This is a genomic window from Agrobacterium sp. 5Ca50 (assembly GCF_055381905.1).
Window position 1 is genome coordinate 3,363,942 of sequence record NZ_AP026438.1, and the last position, 17,792, is coordinate 3,381,733.

At 54.7% G+C, this 17,792-nt stretch carries 19 protein-coding genes; 4 read left to right on the forward strand and 15 right to left on the reverse strand.

The features are described 5' to 3' along the window. Window positions 1–55: 55 nt before the first annotated feature. The 8 genes from ACZ5FM_RS16140 to rplU all read right to left on the reverse strand — a co-directional run bounded on the left by ACZ5FM_RS16140 (window position 56) and on the right by rplU (window position 6,324). Window positions 56–709 (reverse strand): nicotinate-nucleotide adenylyltransferase, encoded by a 654-nt coding sequence (locus tag ACZ5FM_RS16140; protein WP_464039222.1) that lies wholly within the window; start codon window positions 707–709, stop codon window positions 56–58. Further along, window positions 684–1,970 carry a glutamate-5-semialdehyde dehydrogenase gene (locus ACZ5FM_RS16145; RefSeq protein ID WP_464039223.1) on the reverse strand — a complete coding sequence of 429 codons (1,287 nt, stop codon included), beginning with the start codon at window positions 1,968–1,970 and terminating at the stop codon, window positions 684–686. Before ACZ5FM_RS16145 ends, ACZ5FM_RS16140 begins: the two co-directional genes overlap by 26 nt. Beyond that, on the reverse strand, window positions 1,963–3,132 hold the full coding sequence (gene proB, locus ACZ5FM_RS16150; RefSeq protein ID WP_464039225.1) for a glutamate 5-kinase: 1,170 nt from the start codon (window positions 3,130–3,132) through the stop codon (window positions 1,963–1,965). Before proB ends, ACZ5FM_RS16145 begins: the two co-directional genes overlap by 8 nt. Next, on the reverse strand, window positions 3,129–4,199 hold the full coding sequence (obgE, locus tag ACZ5FM_RS16155; protein WP_192490537.1) for a GTPase ObgE: 1,071 nt from the start codon (window positions 4,197–4,199) through the stop codon (window positions 3,129–3,131). Before obgE ends, proB begins: the two co-directional genes overlap by 4 nt. A gap of 145 nt (window positions 4,200–4,344) precedes the next feature. Beyond that, window positions 4,345–4,938 carry a GNAT family N-acetyltransferase gene (locus ACZ5FM_RS16160; RefSeq protein ID WP_275643400.1) on the reverse strand — a complete coding sequence of 198 codons (594 nt, stop codon included), beginning with the start codon at window positions 4,936–4,938 and terminating at the stop codon, window positions 4,345–4,347. After that, a complete protein-coding gene (locus ACZ5FM_RS16165; RefSeq protein ID WP_464039226.1) occupies window positions 4,935–5,570 on the reverse strand; it encodes a GNAT family N-acetyltransferase in 636 nt (211 codons plus the stop codon). Before ACZ5FM_RS16165 ends, ACZ5FM_RS16160 begins: the two co-directional genes overlap by 4 nt. 128 nt (window positions 5,571–5,698) lie before the next feature. Then, window positions 5,699–5,968, reverse strand: coding sequence for a 50S ribosomal protein L27 (gene rpmA, locus ACZ5FM_RS16170; protein ID WP_250984184.1), 270 nt, complete (start codon window positions 5,966–5,968; stop codon window positions 5,699–5,701). Window positions 5,969–6,009: 41 nt separating this feature from the next. Next, entirely contained in the window at window positions 6,010–6,324 is a 315-nt protein-coding gene (gene rplU / locus ACZ5FM_RS16175; protein WP_192490541.1) for a 50S ribosomal protein L21, read from the reverse strand. 333 nt (window positions 6,325–6,657) lie between these two features. Between rplU and ACZ5FM_RS16180 the strand changes: the two genes are divergently transcribed. Beyond that, window positions 6,658–7,098, forward strand: a complete 441-nt coding sequence (locus ACZ5FM_RS16180; protein WP_192490542.1) for a metallopeptidase family protein — start codon at window positions 6,658–6,660, stop codon at window positions 7,096–7,098. Window positions 7,099–7,165: 67 nt separating this feature from the next. Here ACZ5FM_RS16180 and ACZ5FM_RS16185 read toward each other — a convergent pair whose 3' ends face one another. Together ACZ5FM_RS16185 and ACZ5FM_RS16190 are read right to left on the reverse strand one after the other, a co-directional pair. Continuing rightward, the gene (locus tag ACZ5FM_RS16185) at window positions 7,166–7,372 is read right to left on the reverse strand and encodes a DUF1737 domain-containing protein (protein WP_192490543.1); all 207 of its coding nucleotides are present in this window, start codon (window positions 7,370–7,372) and stop codon (window positions 7,166–7,168) included. Next, window positions 7,369–8,280 carry an HpcH/HpaI aldolase/citrate lyase family protein gene (locus ACZ5FM_RS16190; protein WP_464039227.1) on the reverse strand — a complete coding sequence of 304 codons (912 nt, stop codon included), beginning with the start codon at window positions 8,278–8,280 and terminating at the stop codon, window positions 7,369–7,371. Before ACZ5FM_RS16190 ends, ACZ5FM_RS16185 begins: the two co-directional genes overlap by 4 nt. A gap of 111 nt (window positions 8,281–8,391) precedes the next feature. Between ACZ5FM_RS16190 and ACZ5FM_RS16195 the strand changes: the two genes are divergently transcribed. From ACZ5FM_RS16195 to leuB, 3 genes are all read left to right on the forward strand, one after another. After that, complete coding sequence (locus ACZ5FM_RS16195) at window positions 8,392–8,628, forward strand: hypothetical protein (RefSeq protein ID WP_192490545.1); 237 nt, start codon at window positions 8,392–8,394, stop codon at window positions 8,626–8,628. Between the two features lie 166 nt (window positions 8,629–8,794). Next, on the forward strand, window positions 8,795–9,400 hold the full coding sequence (gene leuD, locus ACZ5FM_RS16200) for a 3-isopropylmalate dehydratase small subunit (RefSeq protein ID WP_259148991.1): 606 nt from the start codon (window positions 8,795–8,797) through the stop codon (window positions 9,398–9,400). Window positions 9,401–9,628: 228 nt separating this feature from the next. Beyond that, on the forward strand, window positions 9,629–10,741 hold the full coding sequence (leuB, locus tag ACZ5FM_RS16205; RefSeq protein WP_464039228.1) for a 3-isopropylmalate dehydrogenase: 1,113 nt from the start codon (window positions 9,629–9,631) through the stop codon (window positions 10,739–10,741). Between the two features lie 58 nt (window positions 10,742–10,799). Here leuB and ACZ5FM_RS16210 read toward each other — a convergent pair whose 3' ends face one another. The 5 genes from ACZ5FM_RS16210 to yghU all read right to left on the reverse strand — a co-directional run bounded on the left by ACZ5FM_RS16210 (window position 10,800) and on the right by yghU (window position 17,792). Continuing rightward, window positions 10,800–11,993: a cytochrome-c peroxidase gene (locus tag ACZ5FM_RS16210; protein ID WP_259148989.1), complete on the reverse strand. Its 1,194-nt coding sequence runs from the start codon at window positions 11,991–11,993 to the stop codon at window positions 10,800–10,802. A gap of 120 nt (window positions 11,994–12,113) precedes the next feature. Beyond that, entirely contained in the window at window positions 12,114–14,255 is a 2,142-nt protein-coding gene (gene scpA / locus ACZ5FM_RS16215) for a methylmalonyl-CoA mutase (protein ID WP_464039229.1), read from the reverse strand. Window positions 14,256–14,327: 72 nt separating this feature from the next. Beyond that, complete coding sequence (locus tag ACZ5FM_RS16220; RefSeq protein WP_464039230.1) at window positions 14,328–16,331, reverse strand: acetyl-CoA carboxylase biotin carboxylase subunit; 2,004 nt, start codon at window positions 16,329–16,331, stop codon at window positions 14,328–14,330. Window positions 16,332–16,491: 160 nt separating this feature from the next. Then, window positions 16,492–16,869: a hypothetical protein gene (locus tag ACZ5FM_RS16225; RefSeq protein ID WP_192490551.1), complete on the reverse strand. Its 378-nt coding sequence runs from the start codon at window positions 16,867–16,869 to the stop codon at window positions 16,492–16,494. A gap of 11 nt (window positions 16,870–16,880) precedes the next feature. After that, window positions 16,881–17,792, reverse strand: a complete 912-nt coding sequence (gene yghU, locus ACZ5FM_RS16230) for a glutathione-dependent disulfide-bond oxidoreductase (RefSeq protein ID WP_464039231.1) — start codon at window positions 17,790–17,792, stop codon at window positions 16,881–16,883.

Consider the following 17,792-nt stretch of genomic DNA (forward strand, 5'->3'; position numbering starts at 1 on the left):
TACATGAAGGTGGCATCAAAGCCACCGGTTTTCAAGGGATCGCTTAAATCACCTTTTATCTCTTCACTGAATTGCGCAGAGCCGTGGAACTTAAGGTCGAGCGGGGACCATGGACAAAGGTCCAGGCTGGGGCGTTTTTGGTCCACAATACGCCGGCGTCATCTTCATCGACACGCGCATGACTGTAAGCCTGCGCCATCGTGGATGACAAATAGGACAGGGTCGCTCCCGGTCTATCAATAACTGCAATTGGAAATGTCTCGGCGATTTCCCGCCATTTCTGCCAGCGGTGGAAGCTCTTTAAATTGTCTGCCCCCATGATCCAGATGAACCGGACTCCCGGGTTTCTAGCCTTGATCTTCTTGAGCGTATTGGCGGTATAACTGACCCCGAATGACTTCTCAAAGGCCGTGATCTTGATACGTGGATCATGAACCAGATGTTCACACGCCTGGATGCGCGCGGAAAGCGGGGCAAGTTCCTTGTGGTTTTTAAGTGGATTGCCCGGCGTCACCATCCACCACAGTTGATCCAGCCCCAAACGGCGCAACGCGATTTCTGCGACCAGCGCATGCCCACCATGTGGTGGATTGAACGACCCACCAAACAGCCCCACCACCATGCCGCGCTCCACATGCGGGATGGTCAGGTAACGCCGGTTGACAGGGTCTGCCATCAAAACGTCAGGTCCGTATCTGGCCGGTGCCATGCACGCGATATTTGAATGACGTCAACTGCTCCACCCCAACCGGACCACGCGCATGCATCTTGCCGGTCGCGATACCGATTTCCGCACCCATGCCGAATTCTCCGCCATCCGCAAATTGCGTTGAGGCATTGTGCAGCAGAATGGCTGAGTCGATCTCGTTGAAGAAGCGTTCAACAACCGCGCCATCTTCGGCAATGACCGCTTCCGTATGGTTGGAGGAATAGGTGCTGATATGCTCGATCGCGCCGGAAATTCCGTCCACCAGACGGACCGAAATGATCGCATCCAGATATTCGGTGCGCCAGTCTTCCTCGGTCGCGGCCTTCACACCGGAAATGGCCTTTTCAACGGCTTCGGAACCGCGAACTTCACAACCCGCATCAAGAAGAACCTTGACCAGCGGTTCCAGATGCGTGGAAGCAACAGCCTTATCGATAAGCAGGGTTTCAGCGGCACCGCAGATACCGGTCCGGCGCATCTTGGCGTTGAGAACAATCTTTTCGGCCATTGCAAGGTCAGCGGATTTGTCCACGTAGATGTGGCAAATGCCTTCGAGATGCGCAAAAACCGGCACGCGGGCCTCCGTCTGCACCCGCGAGACAAGGCTTTTTCCGCCGCGCGGGACAATGACGTCCACGGTGCCATTCAGGCCGCCAAGCAAGGCACCGACCGCTGCACGATCGGCAACGGGGACCAGTTGAATGGCATGTTCCGGCAGGCTGGCAATTTTCAAACCTTCAACGAGGCAGGCATGAATTGCTTGCGACGAATGTAAGGAGTCCGAACCACCGCGCAAGATGACCGCGTTGCCCGCCTTGAGGCAAAGCGCGCCAGCGTCCGCAGTCACATTGGGTCGGCTTTCGTAAATCACACCGATAACACCAAGCGGGGTCCGCACGCGTTCGATCTGTAAGCCATTGGGGCGATCCCACGCGGCAATGACCTGACCGACCGGGTCAGCAAGTGCCGCAATGGCGCGAATGCCTTCTGCGACCGAAGCAATACGGGTTTCATCAAGGGTCAGGCGGTCAATAAAGGAGGCAGCAAGGCCCACCTTTTTGCCAGCCGCTAGGTCTATCGCATTGGCCTGAAGAATCTTGTCTTTCGATGCCTCGATCGCAGACGCCATAGCCAGCAACGCACGGTTCTTTTGATCCGTCGACGCCACTGAAAGAGGTCGCGCAGCAGCTTTCGCCTGAAGACCGATCGTATTCATCAGTCCGTCAATATCAAGGCTACGGCTCACGGCCTGTTCAGGCATGGATTTCATCCTTCTTTACGGCTGCTACGGTCACACTTGCGCCGGTCATAACGAGATCGTCGCGGTGGATCATGGCGGAACGTCCGACATAACCCAGAATAGCTTCAATTTCCGAGGACTTGTGCCCAGTAATCTGGCGGGCCTCTTCGGCATCGTAACCGGCAAGACCACGCGCGATTTCACGCCCGTCCACGCCGATGATGGCCACGGCATCGCCGCGTCCGAAATTGCCGCTCACCCGACGCACACCGGCCGGCAAAAGGCTTTTGCCGGCATAAAGTGCGGTCTGCGCACCGGCATCGACATGCACTTCACCGGCAGGCTGCAATTGTCCGGCAATCCAGGTTTTGCGTGCGGTGACAGGTGTGCCTGACGGCGCAAACCACGAGGATCGTGCACCCTCGTCAATGGCACGAAGGGGATTGAGGGTCTTGCCAGACGCGATAATCATGCCGCAACCGGCAGCCGTCGCAATCTTGCCGGCATCAATCTTGGTGCGCATGCCACCACGTGACAGTTCCGACGCAGCGCCACCTGCCATCGCCTCGATTTCAGGCGTGATAGTAGCAATGCTGTCAAGAAATCTTGCATCAGGATCAAGATGCGGGGGCGCTGTATAAAGCCCGTCAATATCCGATAACAGAACCAGAAGGTCGGCTCCGGTCATCGTCGCAACACGTGCTGCAAGACGATCATTGTCGCCATAACGGATTTCGGTTGTCGCAACCGTATCGTTTTCATTGATGATCGGAATGGAGCCGATCTTCAGAAGCTGGTTGATGGTCGCGCGGGCGTTGAGATAACGCCTGCGCTCCTCCGTATCAGACAGCGTCAACAGGATTTGCCCGGCTATAATGTCATGCCGTGAAAGGCTCTCAGACCAGGCGCGGGCCAGAGCAATCTGGCCAACTGCTGCTGCTGCCTGGCTTTCTTCCAGCTTCAATGCGCCGGATGGCAGTCCTAGGACGGTACGCCCGAGCGCAATCGCACCCGAAGACACCACCTGAACATCAGCGCCCTTTGCCTTCAAAGCGGCGATGTCTTCGCAAATCGCGTCCAGCCAGTCTTTTTTCAGACCGCTCTTACGGTCAACAAGCAGAGCCGAACCGATCTTGATAACGATGCGGTGGTGGCTGGAAACAGGTTTGCGCTTTGCGCTCATAACCGGTCGTCTCCGTCATCCTCACCGCTTCTGTCCTCGATCGGCATGGAACGGTCTGGCAGCGCAGTTTCACCGCCTGCTGCAGAAACAATAATGTCACGCAGCGCACGCAACACTTCCGTCATGCCGGCATGGGTCGCTGCCGAAATCAGAAGTGGCGGACGTCCACACGCCTTTTCCAACTCTTTGGCTTTTTTCTTCAGTTCTTTTTCGTCGAGAACGTCGATCTGTGAAAGGGCGACAATTTCCGCCTTGTCGGTCAGACCACCGCCATAGGCCTCAAGCTCGGCCTTGACCGTCTTGTAAGCTTGGCCAACCTTTTCTTCCTGCGCCGAAACCAGATGCAGCAATACGCGCGTCCGCTCGACGTGACCGAGAAAACGGTCGCCGATACCAACACCTTCATGCGCACCTTCGATCAGGCCCGGAATGTCAGCCAGCACGAATTCGCGGCCATCGATGGTCGCAACGCCAAGGTTGGGATGCAGCGTGGTAAATGGGTAGTTGGCAATCTTCGGGCGCGCGCGGGTAACCGTGGCGAGGAAGGTGGACTTTCCTGCATTCGGCAAACCAACCAGACCGGCATCGGCAATCAGCTTGAGACGCAGCCAAACGGTTTTTTCTTCACCGGCCAAACCAGGATTTGCCCAGGTCGGTGCCTGGTTGGTCGAGGATTTGAAATAGGCGTTGCCGAAACCACCGTTCCCACCGGCGGCCAGACGGAACCGCTGGCCTTCCTTGGTCAGGTCGGCAATTAGCGTTTCATTGTCTTCTTCAAAAATCTGCGTCCCAACTGGCACTTTCAGCGTCACGTCAGAACCCTTGGCGCCGGTACGGGTCTTGCCCATGCCATGCTGGCCGATCGACGCTTTGAAGTGCTGCTGAAAGCGGAAATCGATCAGCGTGTTAAGGCCGTTGACCACTTCCACCCAGACATCGCCACCACGTCCGCCGTCACCGCCATCCGGTCCGCCGAACTCGATGAACTTTTCGCGCCGGAAGGATACAGCGCCTGCGCCGCCATCACCGGACTTGATATAGACTTTTGCTTCATCGAGAAATTTCATTGTAGTGCCGTTCTGTCAGCCGTTTACGCAACATTGCTTTTGTCGCTTGGAATATAGGCGCTTTGCCCGCACGTCAAAGATTATCGTGACGGGCGGCGCCATGTAAAACAAGGCCGACTTCGCACGAAACCGGCCTCGTGTATGGTTATCGCGGTCGTGAAGGCACGAAATCCTCTGCCGTCAACACGGTATCCAGATGCGCAACCATTGCCGCGCGCGAGACAGCGTAGGTCTCATGGCAGCCGGTAATCCGGAAACCCAGCTTCTCCTGAACCCGCAGCGAACCGGGGTTATCCGCAAAGACACCAGAATGCATGGTCGCATTCGGCATGCGGCGGAAGAACCGTTCAACAACACCGCTAACCGCCTCGGTCATGTAGCCCTTGCCCCAATAGAAGCGGTTGAGCCAGTAACCGAGATGCCATTCGCCGTGACGGAACTCGACGGAAACGACGCCAATCAGGGTATCGTCATCGCAGGTAATGGCAAAATCCCAGTCCGGCAATGTGCCGGATGTTCGCAGGATCAGCCATTCCAAAGCATCCTGCCGGTAATAAGGGGCAGGAACTCTGGCCAGCATGCGTGTTACTGCAAAATCACTCAAGGATTCTGCAATACTGCCGGCATCGGCAAGCCGTTGCGGCCTAAGCACGAGACGGCGTGTTTCAATGGTCGGGCAGGGACCGGGAGGTGGCAGGGTATCAACCTGCCTGCTGCGCAACAATTCAGCGTTGGTCATCGCATATCCCCCCAGCTTCTGAGAGAAACCCAGGTCTTGCGATCCAGCCGGAACCATTCAACAGGCACCATGCCGCCCAAAGCCAGCGAACCGACCATGCCGGAGCTCTGGAACTGGAAACCGCACTTCTGGATAACGCGGCGCGATGCGACATTGGTGACCCGGCAACGTGCATCGATGAAGTCGATGTCACGGGTGCGGAACGCCATGTCGATCAGGGCATGTGCAGCTTCGGTCGTATAACCATTATTCCAGTAGGGTTCGCCTAGCCAATAGCCAAGCTCGACCGTACCGGGATCATCAGGGTCAGGCTCCAGACCGCAGCACCCCATAAACTCGCCATTGTCCATGCGGGTAATCGCATAGACGCACTTGCCAATCTCGCCAGCTTTCGTACGTCGCACAAAATCAGCGGCATCTTTGGCCGTATATGGGAGCGGCATACGCGACACCATGGTCGCAATATTGGCGTTGTTGGCGAGATGGGCAAGGGCGTCAATGTCTTCTTCGTGTGGCGCGCGCAAAACGAGCCGTTGCGATAATAAGACAGGGCAATCGGTCCTTGACCGCTGCGGCCTCAGCCGTTCCTGGGGTAACCGCTCTTGGTCAGCCCTGATCAATTCATCCTGCATGGTTCAGTCCTCCTGTTGGGATAAAGAAAAAGGGGAGATGGGTGGTGCCCCATCTCCCCTGTTTTCTGACTGAACCTAAAGCGTCAGCCGGGTCGATGAGACACCGGCTGCATATAACGCTTACCGGCTTATTCTGCGGCTTCCGCTTTCGGTGCCACAGACACGTATACGCGGCCGTTAGCCTTCGTACGGAAGGATACGTTACCGGCGGTCAGCGCAAAAATCGTGTGGTCCTTGCCGAGGCCAACGTTGGTGCCCGGATGCCACTGCGTGCCGCGCTGGCGCAGGATAATGTTGCCTGGAATGACGGCTTCGCCGCCGAACTTCTTTACGCCAAGGCGCTTGGAATTCGAATCGCGACCGTTACGCGATGAACCGCCAGCTTTTTTGTGTGCCATTGGAGTGCTCCTTTAAAACCTAGTTTCTCGTGACGCGCCGATTAGGCAGCAACGATGTCCGTGATACGAACAACAGTGTGATGCTGACGATGACCGCGAATACGCTTCGAGTTCTGACGACGACGCTTCTTGAAGGACAGAACCTTCTTGCCGCGGTTGTGTTCAACAACTTCAGCCTTGACGGTCGCGCCCTTTACGAAGGGTGCACCGAACTTTGCGTCGGCGCCTTCGCCGATAACGAGAACTTCGGTGAATTCTACAGTGTCACCAGCTTCGACTTCCAGCTTTTCGATGGTAAGTACGTCGTTGGCGGCCACGCGGTACTGCTTACCGCCGGTCTTGATGACTGCGAACATTTTTTATCCTTTCATGTTCGTTCCGGCTCTGATCACTTGAAACCAAGTGTCCGGCCGTCTTTTTATCAGTCGGAGTAGTGAAAACCCTGAGCCAAATGGCGTCAAAATCTTCACCGGTGAAACCTGCCCGAAAAGGCAGAACAAAACAGAAGACGCACTACGCCCCTTCAATTCGCGTGCCGGGATACTTGAGCGCCCTTGATCTGTCAAGGCACAAACCACGCAAAATCCCTTGTCAGCCATGCCATTTGCGATGATTTTTCATGTTCTTGCAAACGGCTCTCGAAATTTCTGCTTCAACTGTTTATATGATGGCCATAGCAAGGAGTAAAAATGGCCCGCATTGACCAGACCGACGATTGGCGGGACCGCCATGCACCAACAATTTCCAGTTTTGAGTCATTGGCCATCGAGGCGTACGGCCACCTGCCGGAAGAATTCCGCGGACTGACCAACAATCTCATTATCGAAATTTCCGATTTCCCGACCGATGAAGTTTTCGAGGATATGGCGCTCGAAACCCCGTTCGACCTCTTGGGATTGTTTGAGGGTAGGGGCATTACCGAACGTTTCACCATGGAAACGGGTGAAATGCCGAACCGTATCACGCTCTATCGCCGTCCTATCCTGGATTATTGGGCCGAAAACGAAGAGACACTAGGCGACATCATCACCCATGTTCTCATCCACGAAATCGGCCACCATTTCGGTCTGTCCGATGACGACATGGAGCGCATCGAAGAAAGCGCTGAAGCTGCTGCTTCCGAACGCTGAAAGACAGATACCCGCATATTGAATGCGGGCACCATCTTCCAGGACATGCTGAAAAAGATAGCCGCGATTATTGCTCGCCGAGCTTCATGTCCGGGTGATAGTCCTTACCCTCAACGGTCTTGGTGACCGGCTGGCCGCAATGCATGACGCCAGCTGCCGCGTTGAAAGCATAGGTCGGTGATCCCGCAAGTTCCCAGCCCTTGTTGAGGGCATCGGTGACGCGATGGCAAAACTTTGCATCATCAGGACCGGTGATAAAACGGTAGAGTTTCATAGTCTGTCTGCCTTTCTTGCGTCTATGGCACTGGCCATCTGCAACAGTTTTTCAGCACCCGTTACATGCAGGCGCTCAATCATGCGACCATTCGCGTTGATAATGTTCAGACCAGCCGCCTCGGGCGCAGCAAAAGCAACAACGATGCTGCGTGCTTCCTCCAAAGCGTCTTCTGACGGCGCAAAATGCCGGTTTGCAGCAGCAATCTGCGCCGGATGAATCAGCATCTTGCCATCAAACCCCATGGCACGGCCTTGTTCGCACTCGGCTGCATAACCGTCGAGATCACGGAAATCATTCGACACGCTATCGATGACATCAAGGCCGTAGGCTCTTGCAGCCAACACGATCTGCATCAGCCAGGGAACCAGATAGGTACGGCCGGGCAGATTGGGCACACCGGTTTCCTTGCGCAGATCGTTTAGCCCGACAACAAAGGCCGAAAGACGCGAGTCTGGTGTGTGTGCGGCCTCGGAGATGGCAGCTGCATTCAGAACACCGCGCGGTGTTTCAATCATGGCCCAGATGCGCATGTTCTCCGCGCCATCTCTTTCGGTCAGAATATCAGAGATGTCATGAACGTCAGACGGCTGGTCGACCTTGGGCAACAAGACCGCATCGGGCGCGCAACGCAAAACCGTTTCAATATCTGCACGGCTGAACGTGCTGTCAAAGGCATTGATGCGGATGATCGTTTCGCGCCCGACAAGTGGGGTCTTGTCAAAAAAACGCTCCAAAGCTTCGCGCCCCTGCTGCTTGGCATCAACAGCCACAGAATCTTCGAGATCAAAAATCACCGCATCACAGTCGAGATCAGGTAGTTTTTCTAGCGCACGTTCATTGATTGCGGGCACACAAAGTACCGAACGGCGCGGACGAGCAATATTTTCAGGCTCAAATTTGGTCATGCCGCACTTGTGTCAAGGTTTTATGGCATCCGCAAGCACACTTCGCGTCGAATCCTCTTGCAAGCAAGGCAAACAACGCCCACATTGCTGATGAACGAAAGGTTTTGAATTATGCAAGGCATCCGCACTTTAATCATAGCGGCTTCCAGCATCGCAATTTTGGCGCTGGCCGCCGTTTTCACGGCTTCTCTTACTGTGGCATTTGTTGGCGTGCTCGCGCTCATCAGCCTTACTCGCGCAGTAACTGCCCGACTGAAACCGGCACCTATTCCGGTCAAGACCCGCAATCAGAGCCAGCGTGACATGCGCGTCTGGAACGACGGCAAGGGCACAATCATCGACCTTTGATGATATGAAAGCGAACTGGAAAAGCAGCGGCGTTCCGCTGCTTTGAAGTGGCGTATGCCCGTTGAGCTGTTTTCCCTTCAAATCTTGCGGGAATTGCTTTATTGGCGACATCATCATGCGCAAAGCCCGATTTTGCTTTGCAAATACAGCCAAGCTGGAGCGATAGATGGACAAGTTCACCAAGCTAACGGGTGTTGCCGCCCCCATGCCGGTCGTTAACATCGATACGGACATGATTATCCCGAAGGATTACCTCAAGACCATCAAGCGTACCGGTCTGGGCAAGGGGCTTTTTGCGGAATCCCGTTACCTTGAAGACGGTTCACCAAACCCTGATTTCGTGCTGAACAAGCCAGCCTACCAGAATGCACAGATCCTTGTGGCTGGCGACAATTTCGGTTGCGGTTCGTCGCGTGAGCATGCGCCATGGGCGCTTCTTGACTTCGGCATCCGTTGTGTCATCTCGACCAGCTTTGCCGATATCTTCTACAACAACTGTTTCAAGAACGGCATTCTGCCGATCATCGTCAGCCCGGAAAATCTGGAAAAACTGCTGGACGACGCATCGCGCGGCTCCAACGCCGTTCTCAGCGTCGATCTCGAAAACCAGCAGATCAGTGGTCCTGACGGAGGCACGATCAGCTTCGAAATCGATTCCTTCAAGCGCCATTGCATGCTGAACGGTCTCGATGACATTGGCCTGACGCTGGAACATTCTTCAGCTATCGATACGTTTGAAAAAACCAACGCATCCGTCCGTCCCTGGGCGTAAACAGCTTTACCTGACTATTTAGAGCCGATTTGGAACGAAAATCCGTACCAAATCGGCTTTTGCTTTCCTTGAAATGCCCTCATCCCAAGGATATGAAACCTGGACCCCCGCAGACCGCGTCACGTCTCACGTGAAACACGGTCAGGCGGGATTGAGGTTTTCACGTTGTGCATGCCGTTATCGCAAAACTGGTTACGGTTTTCCGGTATGCGCCAAGGAGAGGTTCCCATGACAGTTCGCACCCTGTTTCTGCTGCCCGGCGACGGCATCGGCCCTGAGGCCATGGCTGAAGTCCGCAAGCTGATCGACCACATGAACAGCGCCCTAAACACCGGCTTCAAGATCGAAGAAGGTCTTGTTGGCGGTTCGGCCTATGACGCCCATGGTGTAGCAATTTCCGATGCAGACATGGAAAAGGCGCTGGCGGCAGACGCCATTCTGTTTGGTGCCGTTGGTGGTCCGAAGTGGGATGGCGTGCCGTACGAGCAGCGTCCGGAAGCAGGCCTGTTGCGCCTTCGCAAGGATCTCGAGCTTTTCGCCAACCTGCGTCCGGCCATCTGCTACCCGGCACTTGCTGCCGCTTCCTCGCTGAAGCAGGAACTGGTTGAAGGTCTCGATATCCTCATCGTTCGAGAACTGACCGGTGGCGTCTACTTTGGCGAGCCAAAGCAGATTATCGACTTGGGTAACGGCCAGAAGCGCGGTATCGACACACAGATCTACGACACATTCGAGATTGAACGTATCGCCAGCGTTGCCTTCGAACTGGCCCGCACCCGTGGCAATCGCGTTTGCTCGATGGAAAAGCGCAACGTCATGAAATCGGGCGTGTTGTGGAACCAGGTTGTGACGGAAACCCACGCTGCAAAGTACAAGGACGTACAGCTGGAGCACATGCTGGCAGATGCCGGCGGCATGCAGCTGGTGCGCAAACCAAAACAATTCGACGTTATCGTTACCGACAACCTGTTCGGCGACATGCTGTCCGACGTCGCGGCCATGCTGACTGGTTCGCTGGGCATGCTGCCATCCGCTTCGCTTGGCGCACCGGATGCCAAGACAGGCAAACGCAAGGCCATGTATGAGCCGGTTCACGGTTCGGCACCGGATATCGCCGGTCAGGGCATTGCCAACCCGATCGCCATGATCGCCTCCTTCGCCATGTGCCTGCGTTATTCATTCAACATGGTCGACGAGGCAACCCGACTGGAAACAGCAATTGCCAACGTGCTGGAAAAGGGCATTCGCACCTCCGACATCATGGATGAAGGTTGCCGTCAGGTTGGCACATCTGAAATGGGTGACGCGGTTCTGGCCGAGTTCAAGACACTGTCTGCCTGATCAAACCCAAAAACTTTAAAGAAGACGGGCAGAGGAGCATTGTTTCTCTGCCCGTTTGTTATTGAGTGCCCGCATCCTTGGGCAGAAGATGCTCATACTGCTTGTCGGTCAGCGTTTTCATGAACGCCACCAAAGCATCGACGCGATTGTCATCAAGCGCCGGCCCTGCCGTCAACTCTGTCATGGCGATATTTTCAGGGACTTCCGGTGCAGCCCAGACGTCACCGGTTTCCGGATTGATCTGACGGCTTTTTTTCTTGCTATTGTACTTCACGTAAAACAGCACAACGGTGCGCAAATCCTTGAACACGCCATTGTGCATGTAGGGCCCGGTCACGGCGACGTTGCGCAGTGTCGGTACCTTGAACTTGCCGCGCTGCGCATCGGCATCTGTCACCGCCGGGTTCTGCGCCAGACCCGTGTCGACTGTACCCACTTTTGAGCCATTGGCTTTGCGCACCGCCGTATTCTCCGGCACGCCAATATTGAAATATTTGTGGTTGGTGAACAGCCCTTTTTCAATACCGTTCGGTCCGTTGACCTCATGGCAGAGATTGCAGTTGGTGAACTGTTTGGAGAAAAACAGTACCCGACCCAGTTCTTCCTGATCCGTCAGTTTTTCTTCGCCGCGCAGATACCGATCATATTTGGAATCGAAGGGCGCGAATTCGTCGGTGCGCTCAAAAGCAGCCAATGCCTTTGTCATCGCGTCATAGGCATCATCAGGATTATCAAATACTTTGGATCCAAATTGCGTGCCGAAGGCTGCAACATAATCCGGATTTTCTTTGAGACGTCCAACCACTGTGGCCTTATTGGGCATGCCCATTTCCACTGGGTTCAAGGGCGGACCTGCGGCCTGATCTTCAAGGCTCGAGGCGCGACCATCCCAGAACTGGCCTCCGACATATTCGCCCGCTTCATTTTTGCTGAACGGGGGAGAGAGCTTTGCGTAAGACGCGGTTGGCGCGTTGCGATCACCAAGTGAACTGCCATTGTCGCCAAGCGATACGTCTTGGCCAGCACCGTCATTCTCCCGCACGTCCACCAAGCCGAAACCCTGCATGTGGCAGGTGGAGCAGGCTTGGCTGCGATTATGGGAAAGATTGGGGTCGTTGAATAACGCTTCGCCCAGTTTCTCTATCGTCGCGTAATCCTCGCCACTATGGGCAGGCGAAAACCAAAGAGCACCATTCGCGGAAGCGAACAAGGCCACGCTGGTTATGACAAGACGGAAGGTGATCTTAAACATGGTCTTTCAATACCGGCCTAATGCCGCATTATTGTTGACCTATATCACCTCAGCCCATTCAAACGCCAGAAACTTTCTTTTTTGCTTCCACTTTGCCGTGGCCGTGACTGGCAGCAGCCATCAAGTGTTACGAAGGCGTCCTTGCATCAGGTCTACAACCGCGCGTGCTGCTTCAAGCACATGGGTGCCAGGACCAAACACGGCAGCTACGCCATTATCGAGCAGATACTGATAATCCTGGCGCGGAATAACACCGCCAACCACCACAATCACATCTTCTGCACCCTTGGCCTTTAGCGCCTGAACCAGCTGTGGCGCCAGCGTCTTGTGACCCGCCGCAAGCGACGACATACCGACCACGTGAACTTTGCTCTCAATAGCCAGGGTTGCCGCCTCTTCAGGCGTCTGGAACAGGGGGCCAGCTACGACCTTGAAGCCAACATCGCCAAAGGCCGAGGCAATGACCTTGGCACCGCGATCGTGCCCGTCCTGTCCAAGTTTTGCGACCATGATTTTCGGTTGGACTTTCAAGACACCGGCAAGTTCGGTCAATCGACCCTTCAGCGTCGAAAACTCGGGATCGTCACCATAGGCTGCGCCATAGACATTATCGACAACATCTGGCACGGCGGAGTGATCGCCAAATACCACACGCATGGCATCCGAAATTTCACCAACAGTCGCACGCGCACGCGCTGCTTCAACAGCCGCTTCCAGCAGGTTACCCTGTCCCGACGTTGCCACGTCGGACACTCGGGCAAGTGTCTGCTCCAGTGTTTTCGGATCACGCTGCTGGCGCAGCTTCTCCAAACGTTTGATCTGTGCTGCTCGGACTGCACTATTATCGATTTCCAGAATGTCGATAGGTTCTTCGTTTTCCAAACGGAAACGATTGACCCCGACAATCACCTCTTCTCCGCGATCAACCGCAGCCTGCCGGCGCGTCGCCGCCTCTTCGATAAGCCGTTTTGGCAGACCATCCGACACGGCCTTGGTCATGCCGCCCAACCCTTCTACTTCCTGGATAAGCTGCCAGGCTTTCTCTGCCAGCTCATGGGTCAGACTTTCCACATAATAGGAACCAGCCAGTGGGTCGACGACCTTCGTCACGCCGGTTTCATGCTGCAAAATAAGCTGGGTATTGCGGGCAATACGCGCCGAAAAATCGGTCGGTAGGGCTATTGCTTCATCCAGTGCATTGGTGTGCAAGGATTGCGTACCGCCGAGCGCTGCCGACAGCGCTTCATAGGCGGTGCGGATAACATTGTTGTATGGGTCCTGCTCTTGCAGCGACACACCCGACGTTTGGCAATGGGTGCGCAGCATGAGGGAAGACGGCTTCTTCGGTTCAAATTCCTCCATGATACGAGACCACAAAAGACGCGCAGCGCGCAGTTTGGCAGCCTCCATGAAAAAATTCATGCCAATGGCAAAAAAGAACGACAGACGACCAGCAAAGGCATCCACATCAAGACCTTTGGCGATGGCGGCGCGCACATATTGTCGGCCATCAGCCAAGGTGAACGCCAGTTCCTGTACCAGTGTCGAGCCCGCTTCCTGCATATGGTAGCCGGATATCGATATCGAGTTGAAGCGCGGCATCTCTTTCGCGGTATATTCGATAATATCGGCAATGATGCGCATCGACGGTTCTGGCGGGTAGATATAGGTGTTGCGCACCATGAATTCTTTGAGAATGTCATTCTGGATGGTGCCGGACAGTTCGGCGCGCGTACAGCCCTGTTCCTCCCCCGCAACGATGAAGTTGGCGAGAATGGGAATGACGGCACCATTCATGGTCATGGAAACCGACATGTCTTTGAGCGGAATGCCGTCAAACAGGATCTTCATGTCCTCGACACTGTCGATAGCAACACCGGCCTTGCCTACATCACCCTCTACCCGCGGATGATCGCTGTCGTAACCGCGATGGGTTGCCAGATCGAAGGCAACTGACAGGCCTTTTTGGCCAGCAGCAAGATTACGCTTGTAAAATGCGTTGGATTCTTCCGCTGTGGAGAAACCAGCATATTGGCGGATCGTCCAGGGACGACCGGCATACATGGTCGCACGCGGTCCACGCACAAAGGGCTTGAATCCAGGTAAGGTATCGAGGTGATCGATGCCCTCAATGTCCTGCGCGGTGTAAAGCGGCTTGATATCGATGCCTTCGGGTGTGTGCCAGACGAGTGTCTCTGCGGGAGCCTTCACTTCCTTCTCGGCAAGCGCTTCCCAGTCCTTCACTGTCTTGTCCACCGGCATCAATCTTTCCCTTTACCTTCATTCATCCATAGGAAACCACGCTCACCGGATTGGGTTCCAGCCGCGAAGTCCTCATTCAAATTCCAGTATGATTTCGTCAACACTCAGGCTTTGACCGGTTTTTGCAGCAACACTTGAAATGCGCCCGCGTTTTTCAGCTCGCAGCACATTTTCCATCTTCATGGCTTCAACGGTCGCGAGTGCCTGTCCGGCCTCCACATCATCCCCCACGGCCACCAGAACTGAGGTAATGATACCTGGCATTGGGCATAGCAGCATTTTAGAGGTATCAGGTGGCACCTTGACCAGCATCAACCGGGCAAGTTCAGCGATACGCGGCGAGCGAACATTTGCAAGCACATCGATTCCCCGCCAGCGCAAACGAATGCCGGTGCCAGCAATATCCACCTTGGCAAAAAGAACGTCGCCATCAATGGTAAAGACGCCGAGAGTTCTACCCGGCAACCAGTCGGTGGTAACATGTAGATTTTGCTGCTTGTCGATCTGTACAACATCGCCGTCATCGTTTGCTGAGAGGACGATGTGTCTTTCCTGCCCAGCAAGGGAAACAACCCAATCTGGACGAAGGACTTTGTGATGACCGCCAAGAGATCCGGAAATTGCTGTCGCGCGATTTTGCAAACGCTTGTGAATGACGGCCGCAATCGCCACCAACCTGTTTAAACCTTCAGAATCCGGCTCAACGCCGACAAAACCGTCCGGAAATTCCTCAGCGATAAAGCCTGTCGTCAGATTTCCATCGCGAAAACGTGGTTTCTGCATGACCGCTGACAGGAAGGCCAGATTGTGACCGATGCCGTCCACCTCGAACTTGTCCAGCGCCTCAGCCATCGCATCAATGGCGCTTATACGATCCGGCGCCCAAGTGCAGAGCTTTGCAATCATTGGATCGTAATACATGGATATCTCGCCGCCTTCGAACACGCCTGTGTCGTTGCGTACAATCACACCCGTTTCCTGCTGCCCTTCGGCTGGTGGCTGGTAGCGGGAAAGCCTGCCAATCGACGGCAGAAAGTTACGATAGGGGTCTTCAGCGTAAAGTCGGCTTTCAATCGCCCACCCGTTAAGAACGACATCATCCTGCCCAAAAGTGAGTTTTTCGCCCGCTGCGACGTGGATCATCTGTTCGACTAGATCAATACCGGTGATCAACTCGGTGACCGGATGTTCAACCTGCAGCCGGGTGTTCATTTCAAGGAAATAAAAGTTCTTTTGCCCATCAACGATGAATTCAACCGTTCCTGCTGAAAAATAACCGACGGCTTGGGCCAGTGCGACCGCCTGTTCACCCATGGCCCTGCGTGTTGCCGCATCCAGAAAAGGCGAAGGGGCCTCTTCAATAACCTTCTGGTTTCGGCGCTGTATCGAACATTCGCGCTCGCCCAGATAAATCAGATTGCCATGCTGGTCGCCAAGCACCTGAATTTCAATATGGCGCGGTTCGGTGATGAATTTTTCAATAAAGATGCGGTCGTCACCAAAGGAAGATTTCGCCTCGTTTTTTGACGACTGAAATCCTTCGCGAGTCTCCTGATCATTCCAGGCAATACGCATGCCCTTGCCACCGCCACCAGCAGAGGCCTTAATCATCACAGGATAACCGATTTGCACAGCAATCCGGACCGCTTCATCAGCATCAGCGATCAGATCCATATGCCCGGGCACGGTGGAAACGCCTGCCTTGGCCGCAAGCTTCTTGGAGGTGATCTTGTCGCCCATCGCCTCGATGGCACCAACCGGTGGGCCAATGAAAACCACGCCCGCTTTTTCCAAAGCCTCAGCAAAGGCAGCATTTTCAGACAAAAATCCGTAACCGGGATGCACCGCATCGGCACCGGTCGTACGGATTGCCTGAAGAATTTTGTCGATAACGATATAAGACTGGTTTGATGGGGCAGGGCCAATATGCACCGCCTCATCGGCCAGCTTTACATGCAGTGCATTGGCATCTGCATCTGAGTAAACTGCGACAGTGGCAATCCCCATCCTCTTTGCCGTGCGAATAACGCGGCAGGCAATTTCACCACGATTGGCAATGAGGATTTTGGATATCATCTATCACCGCCTCCCAACGGCATAACGCTCAATCAATCAATGTCAAATACTCGGCAGGAACTGCGTCAATCAGCCAGACATCATTGTCTGTCTGATAAAATTGATGCCCGGTGTGTGTTGACATCGAACGTCTATTCCTTGCTGGCGAACGCATGCAGGCTCAAACCTCGAAAACGTCGTCGAAGGATTCCGGGAAGCTCAGGCGCGCCACTTTCTCATTGATCTGCAGCAATGCCTCGTAGGACAAGGGATCAAAATTCTTTTCGCCAGCAATAACCTCACGCCCGAAGAGCAAATTGATGCGTGCCGCATCAAGATTGCCGCGTTCGAATGGCTCTGAGCCAAAGTGATGCCAGAGAGCATGCAGGAAGGCCGCATCGATACGGTGTTCCTTCGTATCGGGACGAGCCCGACGTGGTAACGCCTTGATTGGCGTTACCCCTTTCGGATTGGCGCGGCGTATCGTGAATTGAACGCCAGTGCCCGGCATGCCGGATGGGAAACCTCGGTGTTTTGTCATGTCGGGCAGGTTTGCCATGGGTAGTCTCCTTACGCCTTTGCAGACGAATTCTGGCCAATTTTGTCCTGTGTCTTCGTATCGAAGTCAGAGGCATCATGGCGCTCATGCAATTGTTCAGATGGGTCGCCGGACGTCTTGTTGACCATGCAACCCCGTTTTACCGCTGGACGCGCGGCAATCTCGTCAGCCCAGCGTTTGACGTTTTTGTAGATGCCGGTATCGAGGAAGGTTCCGGCATTCGGATAGGACTGGTCGAGAGCCAGCTTGCCATACCACGGCCAGATCGCCATGTCCGCGATGGTGTATTCATCGCCAGCAACAAATTTGTTGTTGGCCAGATGCTGATCGAGAACATCCATCTGGCGCTTGGTTTCCATCGCATAACGATCAATGGCATATTTGATATGGATCGGGGCATAGGCATAAAAATGGCCAAAGCCACCACCAACAAAGGGTGCAGAACCCATCTGCCAGAACAGCCAGTTCATGGTTTCCGTGCGGGCTTTCAGATCCTTTGGCAGGAAGGTGCCAAACTTTTCAGCAAGGTAGACAAGGATCGAACCGGATTCGAAAACGCGGGTTGGTTCCGGTGTCGAATAATCCATCAGTGCCGGGATTTTGGAGTTTGGATTAACCTCGACAAACCCCGAACCGAACTGCTCGCCTTCACCGATCTTGATCAACCAAGCATCATATTCAGCACCGGTATGGCCTGCCGCGAGTAGCTCTTCCAGCATGATGCCGACCTTCTGGCCATTGGGTGTCGCCAAGGAATAAAGCTGCAACGGATGTTTGCCGACCGGCAATTCTTTCTGTTTCTGCGCGCCTGCGGTTGGGCGGTTGATACTGGCAAACTGGCCACCATTGCCCGTTTCCCATTCCCAGACTTTCGGGGCTTCATAACCAGCGGGGAAGTTATTCGCGGGAGATCTCTCGGTCAT